The organism is Nonomuraea sp. NPDC050394 (assembly GCF_044459065.1).
Lineage (GTDB): Bacteria > Actinomycetota > Actinomycetes > Streptosporangiales > Streptosporangiaceae > Nonomuraea.
In genome coordinates this window covers 207,407-231,030 of the sequence record NZ_JBITIO010000007.1, presented here as the reverse complement: position 1 = coordinate 231,030, position 23,624 = coordinate 207,407, and the positions used below count along the sequence as shown (strand labels likewise).

General features: G+C 72.0%; 17 protein-coding genes. 7 read left to right on the top strand and 10 right to left on the bottom strand.

Annotated elements, in window-relative coordinates; translation table 11 throughout:
- Positions 1-2: 2 nt before the first annotated feature.
- From ACIBKY_RS27690 to ACIBKY_RS27680, 3 genes are read left to right on the top strand one after another with little or no spacing between them, the layout of a single operon-like run.
- Positions 3-1,445 carry a NuoM family protein gene (locus ACIBKY_RS27690; protein ID WP_397100876.1) on the top strand — a complete coding sequence of 481 codons (1,443 nt, stop codon included), beginning with the start codon at positions 3-5 and terminating at the stop codon, positions 1,443-1,445.
- Positions 1,442-2,800: an NADH-quinone oxidoreductase subunit N gene (locus tag ACIBKY_RS27685; protein ID WP_397100874.1), complete on the top strand. Its 1,359-nt coding sequence runs from the start codon at positions 1,442-1,444 to the stop codon at positions 2,798-2,800. Before ACIBKY_RS27690 ends, ACIBKY_RS27685 begins: the two co-directional genes overlap by 4 nt.
- A gap of 9 nt (positions 2,801-2,809) precedes the next feature.
- Positions 2,810-3,343 carry a carboxymuconolactone decarboxylase family protein gene (locus ACIBKY_RS27680; protein ID WP_397100872.1) on the top strand — a complete coding sequence of 178 codons (534 nt, stop codon included), beginning with the start codon at positions 2,810-2,812 and terminating at the stop codon, positions 3,341-3,343.
- On the opposite strand, the gene ACIBKY_RS27675 is transcribed toward ACIBKY_RS27680, so the two are convergent.
- Together ACIBKY_RS27675 and ACIBKY_RS27670 are read right to left on the bottom strand one after the other, a co-directional pair.
- Positions 3,294-3,869: a TetR/AcrR family transcriptional regulator gene (locus tag ACIBKY_RS27675; RefSeq protein WP_397100870.1), complete on the bottom strand. Its 576-nt coding sequence runs from the start codon at positions 3,867-3,869 to the stop codon at positions 3,294-3,296. The two genes, ACIBKY_RS27680 and ACIBKY_RS27675, sit on opposite strands and share 50 nt — an antisense overlap.
- 16 nt (positions 3,870-3,885) lie before the next feature.
- Positions 3,886-8,496, bottom strand: a complete 4,611-nt coding sequence (locus tag ACIBKY_RS27670) for an SCO7613 C-terminal domain-containing membrane protein (protein WP_397100868.1) — start codon at positions 8,494-8,496, stop codon at positions 3,886-3,888.
- Between the two features lie 147 nt (positions 8,497-8,643).
- On the opposite strand from ACIBKY_RS27670, the gene ACIBKY_RS27665 reads away from it, so the two are divergent.
- Positions 8,644-10,968 (top strand): glycosyl hydrolase 2 galactose-binding domain-containing protein, encoded by a 2,325-nt coding sequence (locus ACIBKY_RS27665; protein WP_397100866.1) that lies wholly within the window; start codon positions 8,644-8,646, stop codon positions 10,966-10,968.
- Between the two features lie 253 nt (positions 10,969-11,221).
- Here ACIBKY_RS27665 and ACIBKY_RS27660 read toward each other — a convergent pair whose 3' ends face one another.
- The 6 genes from ACIBKY_RS27660 to ACIBKY_RS27635 all read right to left on the bottom strand — a co-directional run bounded on the left by ACIBKY_RS27660 (position 11,222) and on the right by ACIBKY_RS27635 (position 17,974).
- A complete protein-coding gene (locus tag ACIBKY_RS27660; RefSeq protein WP_397100864.1) occupies positions 11,222-12,220 on the bottom strand; it encodes an aldo/keto reductase family protein in 999 nt (332 codons plus the stop codon).
- A gap of 3 nt (positions 12,221-12,223) precedes the next feature.
- Positions 12,224-13,243, bottom strand: a complete 1,020-nt coding sequence (locus ACIBKY_RS27655) for a LacI family DNA-binding transcriptional regulator (protein WP_397100862.1) — start codon at positions 13,241-13,243, stop codon at positions 12,224-12,226.
- 28 nt (positions 13,244-13,271) lie between these two features.
- Complete coding sequence (locus tag ACIBKY_RS27650; protein WP_397100860.1) at positions 13,272-14,603, bottom strand: GH1 family beta-glucosidase; 1,332 nt, start codon at positions 14,601-14,603, stop codon at positions 13,272-13,274.
- Positions 14,600-15,421, bottom strand: coding sequence for a carbohydrate ABC transporter permease (locus ACIBKY_RS27645; RefSeq protein ID WP_397100858.1), 822 nt, complete (start codon positions 15,419-15,421; stop codon positions 14,600-14,602). Before ACIBKY_RS27645 ends, ACIBKY_RS27650 begins: the two co-directional genes overlap by 4 nt.
- Positions 15,418-16,128: a carbohydrate ABC transporter permease gene (locus tag ACIBKY_RS27640; RefSeq protein ID WP_397100856.1), complete on the bottom strand. Its 711-nt coding sequence runs from the start codon at positions 16,126-16,128 to the stop codon at positions 15,418-15,420. The genes ACIBKY_RS27645 and ACIBKY_RS27640 overlap by 4 nt, the downstream gene beginning before the upstream one ends.
- Before the next feature lie 550 nt (positions 16,129-16,678).
- On the bottom strand, positions 16,679-17,974 hold the full coding sequence (locus ACIBKY_RS27635) for an extracellular solute-binding protein (protein ID WP_397100854.1): 1,296 nt from the start codon (positions 17,972-17,974) through the stop codon (positions 16,679-16,681).
- 219 nt (positions 17,975-18,193) lie between these two features.
- On the opposite strand from ACIBKY_RS27635, the gene ACIBKY_RS27630 reads away from it, so the two are divergent.
- Positions 18,194-20,485, top strand: coding sequence for a glycoside hydrolase family 9 protein (locus tag ACIBKY_RS27630; RefSeq protein WP_397100852.1), 2,292 nt, complete (start codon positions 18,194-18,196; stop codon positions 20,483-20,485).
- A 4-nt stretch (positions 20,486-20,489) separates the two neighbouring features.
- Positions 20,490-21,932: a glycoside hydrolase family 6 protein gene (locus ACIBKY_RS27625; RefSeq protein WP_397100850.1), complete on the top strand. Its 1,443-nt coding sequence runs from the start codon at positions 20,490-20,492 to the stop codon at positions 21,930-21,932.
- Positions 21,933-21,956: 24 nt separating this feature from the next.
- Here ACIBKY_RS27625 and ACIBKY_RS27620 read toward each other — a convergent pair whose 3' ends face one another.
- Positions 21,957-22,319, bottom strand: coding sequence for a winged helix-turn-helix transcriptional regulator (locus tag ACIBKY_RS27620; protein WP_397100848.1), 363 nt, complete (start codon positions 22,317-22,319; stop codon positions 21,957-21,959).
- A gap of 85 nt (positions 22,320-22,404) precedes the next feature.
- On the opposite strand from ACIBKY_RS27620, the gene ACIBKY_RS27615 reads away from it, so the two are divergent.
- Positions 22,405-23,016, top strand: a complete 612-nt coding sequence (locus ACIBKY_RS27615) for an NAD(P)-dependent oxidoreductase (RefSeq protein WP_397100846.1) — start codon at positions 22,405-22,407, stop codon at positions 23,014-23,016.
- A 60-nt stretch (positions 23,017-23,076) separates the two neighbouring features.
- Here the strand turns inward: ACIBKY_RS27615 and ACIBKY_RS27610 are convergent, their stop codons facing one another.
- The gene (locus ACIBKY_RS27610) at positions 23,077-23,622 is read right to left on the bottom strand and encodes a TetR/AcrR family transcriptional regulator (protein WP_397100844.1); all 546 of its coding nucleotides are present in this window, start codon (positions 23,620-23,622) and stop codon (positions 23,077-23,079) included.
- Positions 23,623-23,624 lie beyond the last annotated feature (2 nt).

The window sequence follows — 23,624 nt, the reverse complement described above, 5'->3', positions numbered from 1 at the left end:
CGGTGCTCGACCTGGTGATCTTCCTGCCTCTGCTGGCGGCGGCCCTGCTGGCGGTGCCCGGAGTGAGCGCCCGCTGGGTGTGGCTGGGCGCCACGGCCGTGGACCTGGCGCTCGTGGTGGCCATGTGGGCCGGCTACGACGGCGGCATCGGCTACGAGACCCGGCTGCGCTGGATCCCGTCGGTCGGCGCGGGCTACCACGTCGGCGTGGACGGGCTGTCGCTGCCGCTGATCGCGATGACGGCGGTGCTGTTCCTCCTGTGCGCCGTCTACTCGTGGCGCGAGACGGGGCGGCCGAGGTCGTACGCGGCGCTGTTCCTGTTCCTGCAGACCGTCTCCGTCGGCCTGTTCGCCGCGCTCGACCTGCTGGTCTTCTTCGTCTTCTTCGACCTGTCGATCGTCGGCATGTACTTCGTGATCGCCGGCTGGGGCCACGGCGACCGGGCCAGGTCGGCGCTGAAGTTCTTCCTGTACACCTTCCTCGGCTCGCTGGCGCTGCTGCTCGGCTTCATCGGCCTCTACCTGGGCGGCGGGACGTTCGACATGGCCGAGCTGATCGCCGAGCCGCCCGTGGTGCCCGCGGTGGTACTGCTGGCGATCGGGGTGGGGCTGGCGGTCAAGACGCCGACGGTGCCGTTCCACACGTGGCTGCCGCCCGCGCACACCGACGCACCCGCCGCGGGCTCGGCGATCCTCGCCGGCGTCCTGCTCAAGATGGGCACGTACGGCTTCGCCAGGATCGCGATGCCGATGCTGCCGGAGGCGTGGCGCGCGTACGCCTGGGTGATCATGGCGGTGGGCGTGGTCAGCGTGCTCTACGGCGCGCTGGTCGCCCTCGCCCAGGACGACCTCAAGCGCCTGATCGCCTATACCTCGGTCAACCACATGGGCTACATCGTGCTGGCGTTCGGCGCGGCCGGGCTGGCCCCGGGCGCCGGGCGGGCCAGGGAGCTCGCGGTCAGCGGCGCGGTCACCCAGATGATCAGCCACGGGCTGATCACCGGAGCGCTGTTCCTGCTGACCGGTGTGCTCTGGGATCGGGCCAGAAGCTATGACATCGGCAGGTACGGGGGTATCGCCGGGACCGCTCCGGTGTTCACCACGATGGTGGCGGTGGCCGCCTTCGCCTCGCTCGGCCTGCCCGGCCTGTCGGGCTTCATCGCGGAGTTCCAGATCTTCACCGGCGTGATCGGGGCGGGCGCGGTCGTGGCCGGAGTGCTCGCCATCCTCGGCATCCTGATCACCGCCGCGCTGCTGCTGCGCGTCTTCCACCGCGCCTTCCTCGGCGCGCCGGGCGAGCTGGAGGTCTCCGACGTACGGCCGCGCGAGCTGGCGGCCGTCGCGCCGCTCCTGGTGTTGTCCCTGGTCATCGGCCTGGCTCCGCGCTGGCTGCTGGACCTGATCGAACCCTTCTCCGCCGCGCTGGTGAGCCTGGTGAGCCGATGACCGGCATGGCGGAGAATCCGCTCGACCTGCTCCCCGAGCTGCTCATCCTGGCCGGAGCGGTGCTCGGCCTGCTGACCGGCCTGTTCGTGCCGCGCGGACGGCAGGGCGTCGTGGCCTGGATCTGCGCCGCGGCCCTGGCCGGTTCGCTCGCCGCGACGCTGGCCGTCATCGGCGGTCCCGACGTGATGGCCTTCGAGTCGTTCGCCGTCGACCTGCCCACGAACGTCGCCCGCCTCACCGTCGCTGCCGCCACCCTGCTCGTGCTTCCCCTGGCCAGGTCGCGGGCCCGCGGCGACCGGCGGGAGAGCGAGGTGTACACGCTGGTCATGCTGGCCGCGCTCGGCGCGCTGGTGCTGGCGGGGGCCGACGACCTGCTGGTGCTGGTGGCGGCGTACCTGCTGGCGAGCATCCCCGCCTACGCGCTCACCGGCTTCGCCAAGGACGCCGCGGGCACCGAGGCCGCGCTGAAGTACTACCTGCTCGGCGCCTTCCTCGGCGTGCTCATGCTGGCCGGCGTCACCCTCGTCTACGGTACGGCCGGCGCCACCGCCTACCCCGCGCTGGACCGCGCCGCCCCCGGCGTGGCCGTCGTGCTCCCGCTGGCCGGGATGCTGGTCAAGGCGGGCGGCGTACCCGGGCACTTCTGGGTGCCCGACGCCGCCGAGGGCGCCTCCAGGCCGGTGGCGGCGTTCCTGACGACGGTGCCCAAGGCGGGCGCGTTCGTGGCGCTGTACCGGCTGGCCCAGGACGTCTTCGACCAGCCCATGCTGCTGGCGGTGCTGGCGGCGGTGACGATGACACTGGGCAACCTGGCCGCCTTCGCGCAGGACAACGTGCGCCGCCTGCTGGCGTACTCGACCGTGAGCCAGGCCGGGTACCTGCTGGTGCCGGTGGCGATGGCGGGCCGCGGCGGTCTGGCGGAGCCGGCGCTGCTGTTCTACGTGGCCGCCTACGCGGTCACGAACCTGGGCGCGTTCGCGGTCGTCGCCGCGGCCGGGACCGACCGGCTCTCCGGGTACGCCGGGCTGGCCAGGCGTTCGCCCTGGCTGGCGTTCTCGCTGGTGGTCTGCCTGCTGGGGCTGGTGGGCACGCCGCCGACGGCGGTGTTCGTCGGCAAGGTGCTGGTGTTCGCGGCGGCGTGGCAGGGCGGCTACGCGTGGCTCGCGGTGGTGGCCGCGCTCAACACGGTGGCGAGCCTGTTCTACTACCTGCGCTGGATCCGGCCGCTGTACTCCGGCGGGGAGGCCGGGCCGGTGGGGAACGGGTGGGTGGCCTACGTCTGCGCCGCGGTCTCCCTGGGGCTGGGAATAGCCAGTGGAGCGGTCTTGCTTATACCCTCAGGGGGTATCAACTGAGGAGGAAGCATGCGACGCCTGAACGCCCTGGAGCCCGAGCAGGCCCCGGCCAGGTCCCGTGAACTGCTGAACGACATCATCGAACGGCGCGGCTCGGCGGGCGAGATGGTCGCCACCATGGCCCACTCCCCGGCGCTGCTGGAGGGCTATCTCACCTTCTCGCGGGCCATGAAACGGGTGAAGATCCCCCGGCCGCTGTCAGAGAAGATCTCGCTGGCCGTACAGGAGTGGATCGGTTGCGCGATGTGCAAGCAGGCGCACGAGCGCGCGGCGCTCGCGGCCGGGCTGAGTGAGGGCGACGTGGAGCTCGCCCGCCAGGGGACCTCGACCGACGCGCGCGAGGCGGCGCTCATCGGCGTGGCCGTGCGGGTGCTGGCCGACCCCGGCTCGCTCACCGACGAGGACGTCGCGGAACTGCGCGCGCACGGCTGGAGCGACCGGGTCATCGCCGAGGTCGTCGGCCTGGTCTCGCTGAACCTGCTGACCGGCGCGTTCAACCTGCTGACGGGGATCGAGCCGAAAGCAGAGACCGCAGCGACGTGACGAGCACGCCGCCCGCCTCCCCGCCGTCGAGGCGGGCGGACTCCACCTCCTGCGCCGCGGTGTGCAGGAGCGCGAAGAACGAGCTGACCTGCCACGACACCGGCACGTCCGTACGGAAGTCGCCGCTGTCGCGACCGCGTTCGATGAGCTTCTCCACCCGCTTGAGCGGTTCGGCGTGCCGTTCGCGGATGCGCTCGGTCGGCAGCGTGCGGTCGGCGGCGACGAACAGGCGGCTGTGCCGGTTGAGTATCTCCCAGGACGAGCCCACCAGCCGGGCCAGCGCGTCGGGGGCGGGCAGCGTGGCCAGTTCCGGGTCGTCCAGCGCCACGTGCGCCTCGGCGATCGCGCGGGCCAGCACCGCGTCCACCAGGTCCTCGCGTGATGGGAAATGCCCGTAAAGGGTGACCCGGCCCACGCCCGCGGCCTTCGCCACCTCCGCCACGCTCGCACCGGGATCGCCGCTCAGCAGGCGTTGTCCGGCGGCGAGGATGGCTTCGATGTTGCGTTCGGCATCGGCGCGGACCATGGCACGACCCTAACGCCTAGCGCATCCGCACCAGCAGCCCGCGCACGCGGCGCAGATCCCGCAGCCGGTGCTCGTACGTGGCGCCGGTGAACAGCAGGAACGCGCCCGCCAGCGCGATCGGCAGCCAGCGCGGACCCTGGCCGACCAGCTCGCCGATCGCCGGGGCGAACTCGTGCGCCGCCGTCACCACCAGCACCGCCCCGCCGAGCAGCAGCGGCGCCTGCAGGCGGGCGCGGGCTCCGGCCAGGGTGGCGGCGAAGGCGGCGGTGCCCAGCAGGAGCGGGCGCAGGAGCGCCGGGTCGTTCCAGGCCGCCACGAGGCTGGGCAGGAAGGTCAGCGCCAGGGCGGAGCCGTAGCCGATCCAGGAGGAGACGGTTGGGTCGCGCCGCCGTACGAGCCAGGCCGCGATCAGCCCCGCCACCGACAGCGGCACCGTGTACGCCTCAGGCGCCGTCACCCCTTCGAGGGCCAGCTTGAGCCAGAGCGCCAGCTGCAGGAGCGACAGGCCCGCCCAGCGGGCGTCGCGGCGCTCCGGCCGCAGCGACACCACCAGTACCAGGACCCCGGTCGCGGCCAGCGCCAGGCAGGCCGTGGCGGGTTCGCTCGCCGTCAGCAGCACCCCGGCCACCGCCAGCCCCCACCCCGGGAGTTCGACGGCCACCGCGACCGGCCGCGGGTGCAGCCGCGCGGCCGCCGTCGCCGCCAGCGCCGCGACGGCGATCAGCGCGAACGCCGCCCGCTCCCCGGTCAGCCCGGCCGCTAGCGCCGCGGCCAGCGCCAGACCGCCACCCGCGACGGTGGCCGTCGCGGCGGCGCCCCGCCGCACACGAAGGTCGGGCGCCCGCACCGCGAGCGCGCCCGCGAGCAACGTCAGCCCCGCGAGAACCCCCAGCGTGTACGGCGCCGCCGCCAGCGACCACACCACCAGGTGCGCCCCCAGGACAAGCGCGATCCCGCCCGCCAGGCGATCCCGCCCGGCCTGCACGGCGAGCGCCACCACCAGACACCCCAGGAACGCCGGCACTCCCGCATACGGCAGCTCCGCCATCAGCGGGACCGGCTGAAGACACAGCGGCACCGCCACCGTGGCCATCGCCAGGCCGGCCCGCCCGCCGCCCAGCCGCCGCGCCGTGATCACGTAGGCGACGGTCACCAGGACTCCCGCCGCCAGCGCCGTGCCGGTGCCGCCGGGGTCGCCGGGCGTCAGCACCTCCTCCGGCGCCCCCGTCCAGGGGCGGACGAGCCAGCCGTAGGGGAACGCGACGGCCGCCGCCCACACGTGCAGATGCGGCAGCAGAGCGGCCGCACCGGCCAGGATCGCGCCCATGGCCAGCGCCTTCCGCTGCTTCCTCGTGCGCCGCCCGGAGGCCGCGGCCATGGCGAGCGCTCCCACGGCGAGCACGATCGTCAGCCTCGGGACGTCGCCCGCCATGCCCAGGGCCACCGTCCAGAGGACGCCGGCGGTCGCGCCGAGCGGCACGGCCACCGCGCCGGGCGTGAGCATGGCCGCCCTGACCAGGAGGACGGCGATCATCAGGAGCAGCAGCGCCGCGTTCTCGCCGGTGACCCCGGCGCTGAGTGCCGCCGCCACGCCTTCGGCGCCGATCGCCAGCCCGGTCACGGCCGAGGCCGCCGAGGTGACCGGGGAGCCGCGCCCGCGCAGCGCGCAGAGCAGGCCGATGGCGGTGATCGCGCCCAGCACGGCCAGCGTCGCGGTCCGGTCGGCCAGCGACCAGGAGACGGCCAGCGTCCCGGTCCACAGCCCCGCCGCGCCCGCCGTGCCCGCCGCCCCGCCGAGACCGGGCAGGTCGGTGGCGGCGACGGCCGACCACAGGGCCAGCGTGCCGGTGACGCCCAGGAGGAAGGCCAGCGACACCCAGTACGGCAGGCCGGCCGCCAGCGGAAGCGCCGTCAGCGCCACCGGGTAGGCCAGCGAGGCGACCCCGACGGCCGCCGCCCGGCCCCAGCGCGCTCCGGCCGCGAGTGTTCCGGCGGTCGCCGACAGGATCAGCACCGCCAGCAGCGCGCCGTCCGGATGGTCGGGCAGCGCCCATGGCAACGTCGCGCCCGGCGAGCCAGCCGCATCCGGCCAGGCGTGCCGGATCCAGGTCAGGGGGCCGAACAGGGCGGGGCCCGCCGTACCGGAGAGGGCGAAGGGCGCGAGCACCGCCAGGACGCCCGCTTCCGCCACAGCCGCGTCACGCCACCGGCCGCGCGGACGGCGCCACGCGGAACAGGCGGCCAGCACCGCCGCCACGGCGATCACCAGGGCACGCCCCGGCCCGCTCACCACGATCGCGAACGCGCTCAGAGCCACCGCCGCCGCCTCCACCGCACCCCGCCCGCCGGGGCGGACCGCGTGGGTGAGCCGGTCGAGCAGGCCGAGGAGCAGTGTGCGGCCGGTGGCCGGGGCGTTCACCACGGCGCGGGCCAGCTTGCGCGAAGGCCGCGTCACCACGAGCGTGAGCGCTCTGACGGCCAGCAGCGCCCCCGCCGCCCAGGCGCCCCCGGTGGTCGCTCCCGGTCCGGGGAACAGGGCCAGTGCGAGCACCCCTGCCATCAGCGTCGCCCCGGCGCCGGTCAGCGCCTGGGCCGGTGCCGTACGCGCTCTGAGCGCCCCCACCGCCAGCACCGCGCCCAGCCCAGCCGCCACGAGCACGGTGGCCTCGCGATCGGCCAGCGACCAGCACACGGCCAGCGCCGCGAGATAGCCGCCCACCCACACGGCGGGCCCGGCCCGCCGCGCGCCCGTCCACAGCGCGAGCGCTGCGGTCCCCGCGACGACCAGCAGCGTCATCGGGTACGGCAGGCCCGCCCCGACCGGCAGCACCACCGCCGCGCCCGTCCCCAGCATCCACACCCCGGTCCGCCGCCACCGCGGACCGCCCACCGCGGCCAGCGACACGGCCAGGGCGAGCAGGCCCAGCGTGACGGCGTCGCCCGCGCTCACCTGCCACACCTGGCCCGCGGGGACGTCCAGGGAGGTCGTGGGCCATGGGGCGGAGAGCCGGGCGAAGGGCACCGTGGCCACCGTCAGCAGGGACGGGCCGGCGAAGACGGCGGCCGGCGGGAGCACGATGAGCACGCCTGCGCGCACCCCGGGCCGCAACCCGGCCGGCAGGCGCCGCACGACCGCCAGCACCACACAGGCCGCCGCCGCCCAGACAGCCACCTGCCAGGACCCGCCCACACCCCAGAACCCGGATGGACCCCAGGGCCCGGCCATGCCCGAGGGTCCGGATGGACCCCAGGGTCCGGCTTGGGTGTTTTCCGGGTACGGCGGGGTCTCTGGGGTGAGCAGGCCGGCCAGGGCCGTCAGGTTCTCCGCGGTCAGCAGGGACAGAGGGACGGTGGCCACGGCGGCCATGGCGGCCAGGCCCGAGGCGGCGGCCACCGGGAAGCGCCAGGCCGCCCCGCGGGCCGACAACGCCCACGCGGCGAACAGGGCCGTCATCGCGGCCAGCGTCGCGGCGGCGGCCGGGGCCACGGCGGGCCCCGCGGTGGCGGCCATCAGGATGCCCAGCGCCAGGGCCGCCGTCCCGGCGAGGGCGGCGACGGTGGCGCAGACCGCGTACTCGAGGACGGCCAGGCGCTCGCGGGCCACCCGCCACAGGGCGTAGTCGGCCGCGCAGGCCAGGACGGCCACGGCCGCCGCCCAGGGCAAGCCCTCCACCGACAGGTCGAGGACGGCGAGGGCCATCGCTCCCAGGGCGAGGTTGGCCAGGACGATCGCCGTGGGGGCGGGCAGGCGCAGCGGCGACATCCAGGCGTACGCCGACCAGAGCACCGCCAGGGCGGCGGCGGCCAGGGCCACGATCCAGAACGGGTGCGGGGCCGCCGTGCCTGCCCCGGAGGGCGGGCCGGACAGGGCTTGGGCGATGGCCACGCCGTCCAGGGGGAGGAGGACCAGGCCCAGGTAGGCGACGGTCTCCGCGGTGGCGGCCAGGCGGCGGCGTACCAGCAGCCAGGGGACGGCCAGCACGCCCAGCGTGAACACGCACAGGATCAGCGCCCGCAGCGCGGGGACGTCCCAGCTGACCAGCGTGAACACGATGGCGGCGATCGACAGCAGCACGCCGCCCAGCCCGAGCAGCACGTTCTGCACGGCGCGATGCGACAGATCCCACCGCCTGCCACCCGGCCCGCCGCTCTCACCGCCCCCGGCCACGTCGCGGGCCACGCCGCTGGCCCCGGCGCGCTCCGCAGCCGGGCCCTTCCCGGTTTCCCACGCGCGGTCCACCGGTCCACCGCTCGCTCGCCCGGCCGTCGCCTGCCCGATGACCGCGGGCTCAGAGGCCGCGGACCCGACGGTCGCGGACCCGGCCGTCTCCTGCCCTATGGTCGCGGGTTTGGGGGTCGGTGTTTCGAGGGTCGCGGGTTCGGGGGTTGGGGGGTCGGGTGGGGTGAGGTGCTTGTCGGTCGCCCGTGTGGTGGCGCGGAGGGCGGTCAGGGCGGTTTCGCGGCGGGCGAGGAGGGTGGCGCGTTCGTGGTCCAGGGCCGCCAGCGACTTCGCGACCGCCGCGTACTCCTCGGCCGCCGCCCCGGTCAGCGCCGTGCCGCATTGCGGGCAGGAAGGGGCGCGCGGGGGCCGGACGGTGTCGCAGACTGGGCAGGACGACAGATCCATGAGCGGGAACCTCGCGCTATGTCGGGATTCTCACCGACCTTGCCGTAAATTCCGCGAATTGTCTGGAGATCAGGTCAACATGGCTGATCTTGACAACGTTGTCACGTCCGCCCTAGCGTCAACCCGGCCCCCACCAGTGGAGATGACTTGCGCACCCTGCACCAAGGCTGGACCCTGACCGGCTCGGACTTCTCCGGCATCCCCGCCACGGTCCCCGGCTGCGTACACACCGATCTGCTGGCGGCGGGCCTGATCGACGACCCCTACCTCGACCGCAACGAGGAACGGCTCGCCTGGATCGGCCGCACCCCCTGGACCTACGAGACGACGTTCGACTGGAGCGACACCGGCGAGGAACGCGTGGACCTGGTCTGCGCCGGGCTCGACACCGTGGCGACCGTGCTGGTCAACGGCATGCAGGCGGGCCGCACCGCCAACATGCACCGGACCTACCGCTTCGCGGTCGAGCACCTGCTGCGCGAGGGCGCCAACACGCTGACCGTCCGCTTCGACTCGCCCTACGCCTACGCCGAGGCCCGCCGCGCCGAGCTGGGGGAGCGTCCCGGCGCCTACGCGGAGCCGTACCCCTTCATCAGGAAGATGGCCTGCAACTTCGGCTGGGACTGGGGACCGACGCTGGTCACGGCGGGCATCTGGCGGGCGATCGGGCTGGAGTCCTGGTCGGGCGCGCGGCTGGCGGAGGTGCTGCCGACCGCGCGGGCCGACGGCGAGGTCGAGGTGCGCGTCCGGGTGGAGCACGCGCGTCCCGCCGCGTGCGAGGTGGTCGCGGAGGTGGCGGGAGCAGAGGCACGGGTACGGCTGGCCGCCGGGCAGACCAGTGCCGTCCTGCGGATGCGGGTGGAGGACCCGGAGCTGTGGTGGCCCCGAGGGTATGGGGAGGCCCGGCTGTACGACCTGACGGTGCGGCTGGGCGACCAGGTGCGGACCGAGCGCATCGGCTTCCGCGACGTCCACGTCGACCGGGAGGCCTTCCGCCTGACGGTCAACGGCGCCCCCGTCTACGTCAAGGGCTTCAACTGGATCCCGAACGACTGCTTCCCCGCCCGCGTCACCGCCGGGACCCTGGCCGAGCGCTTCACCCAGGCCACCGACGCCGGAGCCAACCTGCTGCGCGTGTGGGGCGGCGGCACGTACGAGTCGGACGCCTTCTATGACCTCGCCGACGAGCGCGGCCTGCTCATCTGGCAGGACTTCCCGTTCGCCTGCGCCGCCTACCCGGAGGAGGAGCCCCTCTGGAGCGAGGTCGAGGCCGAGGCCCGCGACAACGTGGCCCGCCTGATGCGCCACCCGTCGCTGGTCCTGTGGTGCGGCAACAACGAGAACATCGAGGGCTTCTGGCATTGGGGCTGGAAGAAGGAGCTCGCCGGGCGTACCTGGGGAGAGGGTTTCTACCAGGACCTGCTGCCGCGCGTCGTGAACGAGGTCGACCCGGCGCGGGCGTACTGGCCGGGCAGTCCCTACTCCGGCACGCCCGACCGCGACCCGAACGACCCCTCCCGTGGCACGATCCACATCTGGACCGTCTGGAACGCCCAGGACTACACCCACTACGCGAACTACACCCCGCGCTTCGTGGCCGAGTTCGGCTTCCAGGGCCCGCCCGCCTACGCCACCCTGCGCAGGGCCTCCTCCGACCGGCCGCTCACGCCCGACTCCTCCCCGCAGAAGGCGATCGGCGGCCAGGACAAGCTCCTGCGCGGCCTCGGCGCGCACCTGCCGCGGCCGGAGACGTTCGACGACTGGCACTACTACACCCAGCTCAACCAGGCCCGCGCGATGGCCTTCGGCGTCGAGCGCTTCCGCGCGCTGATGCCGTACTGCATGGGCACGATCATCTGGCAGTTCAACGACTGCTGGCCGGTCACGTCCTGGTCGGCCGTCGACGGCGACGGCCGCAAGAAGCCTCTCTGGTACGGCATGCGCCGCGCCTACGCCCCCCGCATCCTCACCTTCCAGGGCACCGAACTGGTGGCGGTCAACGACTCCGCCGAGCCGTGGGAGGGCGAACTGGCGATCACCAGGATGTCGGTGACGGGGGAGACCCTGGCCAAGGAGTCGCTGACGATCAGGGTCGAACCGAGAGCCGTGCTGGGCGTGGAACCGGCGATAGCCGACCTGGCGACGGGCGAACTGCTGGTCGCCGAGCTGGACGGCACGAGGGCCCTGCGCCTGGCCGCGGAAGACCCGGAGATGGGCTACCCGGCCGCCGACTACACGACCGAGGTGGAGGCCGTGAACGATGGCGTACGGCTGCGGGTGACCGCCGGGACGATCCTGCGCGAACTGGCCGTCTTCCCCGACCGCCTCGCCCCGGACGCCAAGATCGACGACCAGCTCGTCACCCTGCTGCCCGGGGAGAGCGCCACCTTCCACATCACCACCGCGCAGAGCCTGGACCACAGGGCGCTGACCAGCTACCCGGTCCTGCGCTGCGTGAACGAACGCCGCTGAGCCTCCACCGGCCAAGAGCGGAGTTGTCACGGCGAGCACTTTGTGAGCCCTCACGACCATCGCTCGACGGTCCCCAGCGGGGTGCGGCGGGCCGGGCAACCTGGCTTGCCGTAACCCCGCAAGGGGGTTGACACGCGGAACCCGCAGCGAGACGAGAAACCCTGAGGCGAGACGAGAAGCCTGCGCTGGGACGAGAACCCGAGGTGGGGCGAGATACCTGCGGCGGGGACTCGCGGTGCGGTGAGGACGCGCGCTACGGGCGGGATTGGGGGCTGAGGGGGCTGGTGAGGTGGCGTTCGATGACGTCGCCGAGGGTCTCGTCGATCGCCTTCAGGGCGTCGGGGCCGAGCCGGACGCCCGCTGCCGCCGCCGAGTCCGTGATCTGCTCCGGGCGGGAGGCGCCGACGATGGCGCTGGAGACGTTCGGGTTGGCCAGCGTCCAGGCGATCGACAGTTGCGCGAGCGTGAGGCCGTGGTCGGCGGCCAGGGGGCGGAGGTTCTGGACGCGGGTCAGGATGTCGTCCGTCAGCAGCCGGGCCACGTACTGGCCGCCCTCCGGGTCGGTGGCGCGGCTGCCGGACGGGGCCGGGGCGCCGGGCGGGTACTTGCCGGTCAGCACGCCCATCGCCATCGGCTGGAAGATCACCTGGCCGACGCCCTCCCGCTCGCACAGGGGCACGATCTCGGGCTCGATGACCCGGCGCAGCATGTTGTACTGCGGCTGGTTGGACACGATCCGGTCGAGGCCCATGTCGCGGGCGACGCCGAGCGCCTCGGCGATCTCGGGGGCGGTCCACTCCGAGACGCCCACGTAGAGGACCTTGCCCTGGCGTACCAGGTCGTCGAAGGCCCGGAGCGTCTCCTCCAGCGGCGTGCTGTAGTCGTGGCGGTGGGCCTGGTAGAGATCGATGTAGTCGGTGCCCAGGCGGCGCAGGGAGTTGTCCGCCGAGCGCAGGATGTGCTTGCGGTTGAGGCCGCGGTTGTTCCTTCCGGCGCCGGTCGGCCAGTAGACCTTGGTGAAGATCTCGATCTCGTCGCGCCGTTCCGTCCGGAGGGCGCGGCCGAGTACCTCCTCCGCGCGGCCTTCCGCGTAGGCGTCGGCGGTGTCGAACGTGGTGATGCCCATGTCCAGCGCGGCGCGGACGCAGGCGCGGGCCCGGTCCTCGTCGATCTGTGAGCCGTGGGTGATCCAGTTGCCGTAGGCGATCTCGCTGACCATGAGGCCGCTGCGCCCAAGATGACGAAATTCCATGCTTTAGCTCGATTCACGGATCACTAGGTGTGGGGTGAGGACCAGCGCGGCGCGCGACGGACGCTCGCCGGCGCCGAGCCCGGAGATGAGCGAGGTCAGCAGCCTGACCATCTCCCTGCCCATGTCCTCGATGGGCTGGTGTACCGAGCTGAGCCCGGTGAACTGCGCGTGGCTGGAGTCGTCGAACCCGACCACCGCCACGTCCTGCGGCACCCGCCGCCCCGCCTCGGCCAGCACCCGCAGCGCGCCGACGGCCATGAGGTCGGAGGCGGCGAAGACCGCGTCCAGATCGGGCGCGCGCTCCAGCAGCTCGCGCATGCAGCGGGCGCCGCTGAGCTCGGTGAAGTCCCCGTGGGCGATGTACTCGGGCAGTCCCGCCAGCATGAGCGCCTCCCGGTAGCCGCCCAGCCGGTGCAGCCCCGCGATCATGTCGATCGGCCCGGAGATCGTCGCGACCTTCCTGCGTCCGCGCTCCAGCAGGTGGCCGACGGCGACATGCGCGCCCAGATGGTTGTCCACGTCCACCATCTGCGGCACGACCTGCGGCCCGATCGAGCGCCCGCCCTGCACGGTCGGCACCCCGATGCGCACCAGGAACCCGGGCAGCGGATCGTCGCGGTGCTGCGACAGCAGGAGCACGCCGTCGACGTGCCCACCCGACAGGTACCCCTCCAGGTTCGCCCGCTCCTCCGGCGTCCCCGCCATCGTCAGCAGCAACTGCCGGCCCGTGGCGGTCAGCTCCGAGGTGATCCCGCGGATGATCCCGGCGAAGAACGGGTCGGAGAAGAGCCTCGCCTCGGGCTCGGCGATCACCAAGGCGATGCTGTCGGTACGGCTGGCCGCCAGGGACCTCGCGGCGTGGTTGGGCACGTAGTTGAGCTCCGCGACGGCCCGCTCCACCAGGTCCCGGGTCTCCGGGCTGACGTTCTCCGCCCCGTTGATCACCCGCGACACGGTGCCCCTGCCGACCCCGGCGTGCGCCGCCACCTCCTCCAGCGTGACCCGCTTCCTGGCCCCGCTCACCACATCCGGCCTCCCGTCCGCGCGGCCGTCACAGCAGGCCCTTGCGGATGCGGGCGGCGTACCAGAGGGCGGAGTCCTTCGGGGTGCGCTTCTGCGTGCCGAAGTCCACGTGGACGATGCCGAAACGCCGGCCGTACCCGTGGGCCCACTCGAAGTTGTCCAGCAGGGACCAGGCGAAGTAGCCCTTGAGCGGCACGCCCCTGTTCACCGCCTCGGCGCAGGCGGAGATGTGCCGCTCCAGGTAGTCGATGCGCTCCGGGTCGTGGACCGCGCCGCCGGAGCTGACCGAGTCGGCGAAGGCGGCGCCGTTCTCGGTGATGTAGAGGTCGATCGCGGGATAGTCCTTGACCACCCGCTGCAGCAGGTCCAGCAGGCCGTTCTCGTCGATCTCCCAGCCCATGCCGGTGCGGGGGCGGCCGCCGTCCACCCAATGCGCCGATTCGGCGCCGATCCACGGGGAGGTGCCGGACGGGACGGGGTCTCCGGCGGCGACGAGGGCGGGGGAGTAGTAGTTGATGCCCAGCATGCCGAGCTTGCGGGAGATCGTGGCCAGGTCGCCGTCCTTCACGTGGCTGAAGTCGCTGAGGTGGGACAGGTCCGCCAGCACGTCCGCGGGGTAGGCGCCGAGCAGGACGGGGTCGATGAACAGGCGGTTCTGGATGCCGTCGATGCGGCGGGCGGCGTCCACGTCGGCGGGCGCGGTCGTGGCGGGCGTCACGTGCGACATATTCAAGGTGATGCCGATATTTCCGGACAAAAGTGGTACGGCCAGCCCATGCCCCAGCAGGAGATGGTGCACGGCCTTCACCGCCTGCTCAGGCTCGGCCCGCCCCGGCGCGTGCTCACCGTTGGCGTACCCGAGCAAAGCCGAGCACCACGGCTCGTTCAACGTGGTCCAGTTCTCCACGCGGTCGGACAACGCCGCGTGCACGATGCCGGCATACTCCGCGAACCGGTAGGCGGTGTCCCGGTTGGGCCACCCGCCCGCGTCCTCCAAGTACTGCGGCAGGTCCCAGTGGTAGAGCGTCGGCCACGGCGTGATGCCACGTTCCAGCAGCGCGTCCACGAGGCGCCGGTAGAAGTCCAGGCCCGCCTGGTTCACCACCCCCCGCTCCGGCACGATCCTCGGCCATGCCACCGAGAACCGGTAGGCCCGCAGCCCGAGCCCCGCCATCAGCCGCACGTCGTCGAGGTAGCGGTGGTAGTGGTCGCAGGCCACGTCACCGTTCTCGCCGTCGCGCACCTTGCCCGGCGTACGGCTGAAGGTGTCCCAGATGGACGGCCCCCTGCCGTCATCCGCGAACGCCCCCTCGATCTGGTAACTGGACGTCGCCGCACCCCAGAGAAACGAACTGCTCATGCCTTGACGGCTCCTTCCATGATGCCGCCGATGATCTGGCGGCCGAAGACGATGAAGACGGCGAGCAGCGGCAGCGTCGCCACCAGCGTCCCGGCGAACATCAGCGTGTAGTCGGTGTAGTACTCGGTGGCGAGCTGGCTGAGCGAGAACTGCACGGTCGGGTTGTCCGCCTCCAGCACCGCCCTCGGCCAGATGAACTCGTTCCAGGTCCCCATGAACGTGAAGAGCGCCAGTACGGCCGCGCCGGGCCGCAGCGCGGGCAGCACGACGCTCCAGTAGACGCGGAAGCTGGAGCTCCCGTCGACGATCGCCGCCTCGATCAGCTCGTCGGGCACCGCCCTGATCGTGTACTGCCGCATCAGGAACACCCCGAACGCCGACACCAGGAACGGCACGATGACCGCCTGCATGGTGTTCTGCCAGCCCAGCTCCACCATGACCATGTAGAGCGGGATGATCCCCATCTGGACGGGGATCATCATCGTGCCCAGGACGATCACCAGCAGCGCGCCGCGTCCCCTGAACTTCAGCTTGGCGAAGGCGAACCCGGCCAGCGAGCAGAAGAACACGGTCGAGACCGTCACCGCGACCGAGGCGAGGGCCGAGTTGAGCATGCCGAGCGCGAAGTTGGCCTGCTCGGCCTCGAACAGCCGGGTGACGTTGGCGCCGAGCTCCCCGCCCGGCGTCATGGGCGGCGGGTACTGGCCGACGACGTCGTTGGTCCGCGTGGCGATGACGAACATCCAGTAGAGCGGGAAGACCGAGATCACGATCGCCACGAGCAGGGTCAGGTAGACCAGCTTGTTCCGCCTGATCACTTCATCCTCCTGGAGATCAGGTAGTTCACCAGCGCGATCAGCACGATGAGGACGAAGATCATCCAGGCGACGGCGGAGCCGTATCCGTAGTCGAACTCCTCGAAGGCCTGCTGGAACATGTACATGGCGGCGGTCTGGAACTGCCGCAGGCTGCCGCCGGTCAGGTCGCCCTGCCCGAACAGGAGCGGCTCGGTGAACAGCTGCATGCCGCCGATCGTCGACATGATCACCGTGAAGATCACCGCGGGCTTGATCATCGGAATGGTGATCTGCCAGAACTGCCGCGCCTTCGAGGCCCCGTCGAGCTCGGCGGCCTCGTAGACGTCGCGCGGGACCGACTGCATCGCCGCGAGATAGATCAGCGCGTTGTAGCCGGTCCAGCGCCAGTCGACCATGACCGCGATCGCCGTCCACGACGACCACTTGTCGGCCTGCCAGTCGACGGGCTCCACGCCGACGAGCCCGATCGCCCAGTTGGCCAGCCCCGCGTCCCGCGAGAACAGCTGTGAGAACACGATCGCCACCGCCGCGATCGAGGTGATCATCGGGGCCAGCACGCCCATGCGCAGGAACGTCAGCCCGCGCAGCGGCCGGTTGAGCAGACTGGCCAGCACCAGCGCGATGAGCAGCTGCGGCACACTGGCCACGAGGAACATCCCGACCGTGTTCACCACCGAGTTCCAGAAGTCCGGATCAGCGAACAGCACGGCGAAATTCTCGAGCCCGACAAACCCCTGGTTCCCACTGACAAGATCCCACTTGTGCAGCGACACCCAGGCGGTGTAGATCACCGGGAAAAGCCCAAAACACGCAAAAATCACGAAAAAGGGCGCGATATAGAGGTACGGCGCGGCGCTCCGGTCAAACCGCGACCGGAGACCGGACTTGGGAACCTTCTTGGCGTGGCCGCCTCTGGCTGACGGTTTCACCCCGAGATCAACACTCACGACTCAGCCCCTCGGATGGCCGGCGATGACCGTGACGGCGAGGACCCCGTCCGACGTGAGAAGCGACCCCCACGATCGGCGCCCGCCCACGGCGGCGGGTGGCGTGGGGGCGGCTCCGCCGTAACGGATGGCGGGGTGACGAACAACCGCACGACAGCAAGCCGCACGACAGACAGAAGCACGACGGACAGTCGCACGACGGACAGAAGCACACACGGAGCGCACACACGGAGCGCACACAGAAGGCACCCGGACGGAATGCGCACACGGAGCACGGACGGAAGCGCGGCAGGCGGCGGCAAGGGAAGGGCTACTTGGAGCTGCGTTTGGCGTCGGTGAGGGCCTTGGTCCAGGCCTGGGCGGCGTCGAGCTTGCCCTGTTCCAGCGCGAGCAGTGCCTCGCCCACGCGGTCGCCGACGGCCTGGTTGTCCGGGCCGAGGTAGACCGGCTTCAGCGTCTTGGCCGACTCGCCGAAGATCTCGCCGACCGGCGCGTTGTTGAAGTACGCGTTCGTGAACGTCCGCACCGCCGGGTCGTCGATGGCCTGTGGCGAGGACGGGAAGTTGTTCTCCGCCTTGAACGCCGCCAGCTGCCCCTCCGGGCTGGTCAGGAACTTGGCCAGCTCGGCCGCCTCCTTCGGGTGCCTGCTCTGCTTGGGCACCGCAAGGAACGAGCCGCCGCGCACCGCGCCGGAGCCGGGCACGCGGGCCACGTCCCACTGGCCCTTGAGCCCGTCGCCGGCCTGCTCCTTGATCAGGCCGAGCATCCAGGCCGGGCAGGCGATGGTGGCGAACGAGCCCTTCTTGAACCCGGCGTTCCACTGCGGGCCCCACATCTGGAGCTTGGCCGACAGGTTCGCGCCGACCATGGCCGTGGTCGCGTCCCAGGCGGTCCTGACGCCGGGGTTGGTGTCGATGACGAGCTTGTTGGCGGTGTCGAAGTAGGTGTGGTCGCCCTGCTGCATGAGGACGTTCTGGAAGATGCCGCCCGCGGAGTCGAAGAACTTCGCCTCCTTGACGGCCGCCACGAACTTCTTGCCGGTCTCGGTGTAGGCCTCCCACGTGGGCCAGAGTTCGCCGACCTCCTCGCGGCCGGTCGGCAGCCCGGCCTTCTCGAACAGGTCGCGGCGGTAGCACATGCCCTGGGCGCCGACGTCGGTGCCGAGGCCGATCAGCGTCTTGCCGTCGGGGGTGAGGGCCTGCTTCCACTTCCATTCGAGGAACTTGTCCTGGAGCGGGGCGGCGCCGTGGTCGAGGAGGTTGACGAAGTTGCCGGGTTTGGCCATGAACTGGACGAGGATGCCCTCCTCCAGGGCGACGACGTCGCCGGCGCCGCTGCCCGCGGCCATCCACTGCTGGAGTTTGGGAAGGTAGTCGCCGAGCTGGGCGATGTTCTCTTCCTTGATCGTGATGTTCGGGTGGGAGGCTTCGTACTTCTTGTACAGTTCCTCGTAGCCGAACTTGCTGAAGGTCTTGACGACCAGCTCGATCTTCCCGCCCGCCTGGGGGGCTTCCTCCTTGGCGGCGCCGCCGCCGCAGGCGGCCGTGGCCACCAGGCCTGCGAGGGTGACCGCGGCGCAGAGGCCGCGGCGAACGTGAGTCGTCATGCGGGGGGTACCTCTCTGGGAAACTGGACGAGGGGCCTGCGTTTGACGCCGCCGGCACCGGTGTCTAGCTCCGCATGGGAGCGCTCCCATGACGTTAGACCATGATTCGGTCCGTGTGAAAGGTCTCCGGCATAACGGAAATCTCCCTCTTGACGCTGACCGCCTTTGTCAGTAAAGATCACGCCGACGCCGCCGGACCGCATCGAGAGAAGGTCCGGCATGTCTTTTCGATCGCGGCTGGCGTGCGCGCTGACCGTGGCGGCGGCCTTACTGCCCGCCGCTCCGGCCCAGGCCGAGGTGACCTACGAGCGCGTGCTGAACGGCACGTTCGATGGCGGCTCCAAGGAGCCGTGGTGGAGCAGCGAGACCACGCCGTCCCGGGTCGAGGCGGGGCGGCTGTGCGCCGAGGTGCCCGCCGGCACGGTCAACCCCTGGGACTCGATGATCGGCCAGAACGACGTCCCGCTGGAGAACGGCCAGCCGTACAAGCTGGTGTTCACCGCGGTGGCCACGAAGGACGTCACGATCAAGGCGATCGCCCAGATGAGCGGGCCGCCGCACACCACCCCGATCGCGGGCGGCGCCGACGTCACCACCACCCCCCGCACCTTCGAGATCACCGGCACGTCCACGATCGGCGAGGCCAAGTCGCAGATCGCCTTCCAGATGGGCGGCGCGAGCGAGGCGTACACGCTGTGCCTGGACGACATCTCCTTCACCGGCGGCGTGATCCCGCCCGGCGGGGTGCGCGACCTCGGCTCGCCGGTACGCGTCAACCAGCTCGGCTACCTGCCCGGCGGCCCGAAGCGGGCCACGGTCGTCACCACGTCGCGCGCGCCGCTGCCCTGGCGGCTCCTCGACGCCTCCGGCAGGGCGGTCGCCACCGGCGCCACGCGGGTCTTCGGCGACGACGCGATGTCGGGGGACCACGTCCACACCGCCGACTTCACGGGGTACCGGGCGCGCGGCACCTTCCGCCTCGCGGTCGGCGACGAGGTCAGCGAACCCTTCGAGATCAACGCGAGCCTGTACGGCAAGCTGCGTCAGGACGCGCTCGCGTACTTCTACCACAACCGGTCCGGCATCCCCATCGAGGCCGGGCACGTGGGCCGCGCCTACGCCCGCCCCGCCGGGCACATGGGCGTCGCGCCCAACCGGGGCGACCTCGACGTCCCGTGCGCCCCGGGCGCCTGCGACTACCGGATGGACGTGCGCGGCGGCTGGTACGACGCCGGCGACCACGGCAAATACGTGGTCAACGGCGCGCTCGCCGCCTGGCAGCTCATCGACGCCTACGAGCAGTCCGGCGACGTACGGCTGGCCATCCCCGAGTCCGGCGGCAGGCTGCCCGACGTCCTCGACGAGGCCAGGTGGGAGCTGGACTTCCTGCTGCGCATGCAGCGCCCCGACGGCATGGTCCACCACAAGATCCACGACGCCGCCTGGACCGGTCTCCCGCTGCGCCCGGAGGCCGACGCCCAGCCCCGTCTGCTCTTCCCGGTCTCCACCGCCGCGACCCTGAACGTGGCGGCGGCCGGCGCCCGCTGCCACCGGGTCTACCGGCGCTTCGACCGCGCGTTCTCGGCCCGCTGCCTGGAGGCCGCGCGCCGGGCCTGGAAGGCGGCGCGGGCGAACCCGGCCCTGTTCGCACCCGCCGAGAGCGTGGGCGGCGGGCCGTACGACGACACCAAGGTGAGCGACGAGTTCTCGTGGGCGGCGGCCGAACTGTTCGCCGCCACCGGCCGGCGCTCCTACCTCAAGGCGGTCACCACCGGTCTGACCACGGAGAACTTCTCCTGGAAGGACACGGGCGGGCTGGCCGACCTGGCGCTGGCGAGGGTACGCGGCAGGCTCGGCCCGCCCGCCGCGCTCAAGCTGACCGGCCGGGTGGTGCGCGTGGCCGAGCGGCACCTGGCCGACCTGCGGGCGCAGGGCTACGCCAACCCGTTCCTGCCGCCCGACGGCAAGTACGTCTGGGGCTCCAGCAGCGCGACGGCCAACACGGCGCTGGTGCTGGCCTACGCCTACGAGCTCACCCGAGTCCCGAAATATCGGGAGGCGGCGGTTGAATCCCTTGACTACCTCCTCGGGCGTAATGCCCTCAACCAGTCCTACGTGACCGGCTACGGCGAGCGGGCCGCACGCAACCAGCATCACCGGTTCTGGGCGCACCAGCTCGACCCGGCGCTGCCGTACCCCGCGCCGGGGTCGCTCGCGGGCGGCCCGAACAGCGGCCTGCAGGACCCGGTCGCCCAGCGCAACCTCCAGGGTTGCGCCCCCGCCAAGTGCTACATCGACGACATCGGCTCCTACGCGACCAACGAGGTCGCCGTCAACTGGAACTCCGCCCTGGCCTGGCTCACAGCCTTCGCCGACACCCACCGTACCGACCCCCACGCTGCCAACCCCCACGCTGCCAACCCTCACGCTGCCGACCCCCGCTCTGCTGGCCCCCATCCCATCGACACCCACCGCATCGACCCCCACTCCGCTGACACCAACGAAAGGTGATGTAGTGCGATTTATCGCAGCAAAAGCCGCAGTGGTGCTGACCGCCGTCGCGGCGGCGCTTCTCACCGCGCCCACCCCCGCATCGGCGGCGGCGCAGCTCGTCGCCAACGGCAGGTTCGACGGCGGCGTCGCCGGCTGGAAGCAGATCGACCAGGCCGAGGTCACCGCCGACGCGGGCCGGATGAAGGTCAGGGCCAAGACCCGGGTCAACGACCCATGGAACGCCATGACGGCGACCAACACCACCGCCACGCTGACGCCGGGCAGGACCTACACGCTCTCCTTCGACGCCCAGGGCTCGGAGGCGTTCACCCCGGCCACGACCGTCCAGTACCTCAGGACACCGGGCCAGAACCAGTCGCTGGCCACGACGTTCCCGGTCACGACCACGAGCAGGCGCTTCCTGTACACCTTCACGGCCAAGTCCCCGGCCGACGCCTCGGACCTGACCGTCGAGGTGACGTTCCAGGTCGGCTCGAAGGACCGGGCGGCCACGGTGTGGTTCGACAACGTCTCGCTCATGGAGACCCAGGCGACCCGGCCGACCGGCCTGTTCGTCTCCGGCGAGTCGAACCCGGCCGTGTGGGTCAGGAACAACTGGGACGCCCAGCGGGCCAAGGCCGAGGCGATCAACAACGGCATCGCCACCAAGCCGATCTTCATGTGGTTCGGCGGCTGGTTCGGCGACCTGACCAAGGCCGTGGACGACTACGTGGGCGCCGCGCAGGCGGCCGGCAAGCTGCCCCTGCTGGTCGCGTACAACATCCCCTACCGTGACGCCTGCGCCACCCACTCCAACGGCGGCGCCGCCGACGCGGCCGCCTACCACGCGTGGATCACCGCCTTCGCGCGGGCGATCGGCAGCCGCCACGCCGTCGTGATCCTGGAGCCCGACGCCGTCGCCGCCGCGCCGTGCGTGACGCAGGTGGGCGGAGATCCGGAGGACCAGTACCGGATCCTCCTGGACGCGACCCAGGTGCTGAAGGCCAACGCGCCGAACGCCTGGGTCTACCTCGACGCGGGCAACTCCGGCTGGGTGACGAACAAGAACGACCTGGTCACCCGCCTCGGCAAGGCCGGCATCGCCAACACCCGCGGCTTCTCGCTGAACGTCTCCAACTACAAGTGGACCGACCAGACCACCACGTACGGCACGGACGTCAAGAACCTGCTGGCGCCCGCCCACGGGAACAAGCCGTTCGTGATCGACACCAGCCGCAACGGCAACGGCCCCTACCCCGGTGACTCCACGCCCGAGGACGACTGGTGCAACCCGCCGAACCGCAAGCTGGGCGCCGCCCCGGCCAAGCCGGCCGCGGGCGCCGAGTACCACTACTGGGTCAAGGTGCCCGGCGACTCCGACGGCAGGTGCGGCATCGCGCCGACGACGCCGGCCGGCCAGTTCAGCCCCGACCTGGCCATGGCACTGATCAACGGCAACCCGTAACACGGGACACCCGGCGGGGGCGGGTCAGCGCTCCTGCCCCTGCCGGCTCTCCCGCGCGGCCATGACCTCGGTGACGTACTGCTCCGCCCAGTCGGTGATCGCCTGGATGGGCTCCTGCAGCGAACGGCCGAGCGGCGTCAGCGTGTACTCCACCCGGGGCGGCACCTCCGCGAACACCTCCCGCGTGAGCAGCCCGTCGGCGGCCATGGCGCGCAGGGTCTGGGTCAGAACCTTGGGCGTCACCCCGCCGATCATGTCGCGCAGTTCGGTGAAACGCTTCGGCCCGTGGCGCAGGCTCAGCACGACCAGTACCGACCACTTGTCGCCGATCCGGTCGAGCACCAGCCTGGTGGGGCAGTTCGGGTCGAAGGCGTCGCCGTTCGTCATGGTTTCCCAAAGGTAGTAATGGCACGTTGAAGTAACCAGTATCCAATGGATACCTTCGCAGTCGCAACCGCAACTGAGGAGGTCCATGATGAACATCCTGCTGATCGGCGCCAGTGGAATGATCGGCAGCCGGGTGGCCGCCGAGGCCGCGAACCGGGGCCACGAGGTCACCGGCGTCACCCGCTCGGGCAAGGACGGCACCCAGGCCGCCGACGCCGCCGACGTCGCGGCCATCACCGCCCTGGCCAAGGGCAAGGACGCGGTGGTCCTGTCCATCGCCCCGCCCAGGGACGGCACCGAGCCCGAGGCCCCGCTGCTGGCCGCCGGCCGCGCGGTCCTGGCCGCCCTGCGCGCCGCGGGCGTCGGCCGCCTCGTGGTCGTCGGCGGCGCGGGCAGCCTGGAGGTCGCGCCCGGCACCCGCCTCGTCGACACCCCCGACTTCCCCGAGATCTACAAGAAGGAGTCGCTGGCGCAGGCCGCGCTGCTCGACGTGATCCGGGCCGAGGCGGACGACCTGCGCTGGACCTACATCTCCCCGGCCGCCGCGATCGCCCCCGGCGAGCGCACCGGCGCCTACCGCAAGGGCGGCGACACGCTGATCGGCCCGTTCATCAGCGCCGAGGACTACGCCGTGGCGCTGGTGGACGAGCTGGAGAACCCGACCACGCCGTCACGGCGCGTCAGCGTGGCGCACTGAAGCGCACGAACGGGATCCGCCCGCCGATCTGCCGGAAGTCCAGCACGTCGTCGAACCCCATCAGAGCCCACAGCCGCCACGCCCGGCGCCGCCACCCGGTCGGCGGCGCCGCCCGCTGGCGCCCAGCCCCGCCCCGGCCCTGCGCTCGGCCGGCCACTCGGGGTACATCCGCCCGAGCGCCTCGCCGATCTGCCCGCGCGCCTGCCGTAGCTGCTCGCGCAATACCTCACCGGGCACGGGATCCCGCGCCGCACCCGCGATCACTTCGACCGCCAGCCGCGTGGCCCGCTCGTCCCCGGTGGTTTCCCCCAGCATGTCCCGGATCCTGCCCAGCGCCGCCCGCGCGTCAACGGCCTCGAGCAACTCCGTCACCAGGAGCCCGATCACCAGCTCCCCGGCCGCGCGCGCGATGGCGGCGTGCAGGCCGGGCAGCCCGCCGAAGTGGTAGTGGATGAGGCCGGGGTTGGTGCCGGCTCGTCCGGCGACGCCGCGGGTGGTGACGGCCGGCCAGCCCTCCTCGCAGAGCAGGCCGATCCCCGCCGCCACCAGTTCCTCCCGCCGCCGACCTCCACGAGGCGAAGTTGGCCGTTCGACTAAGTTAGTCATAC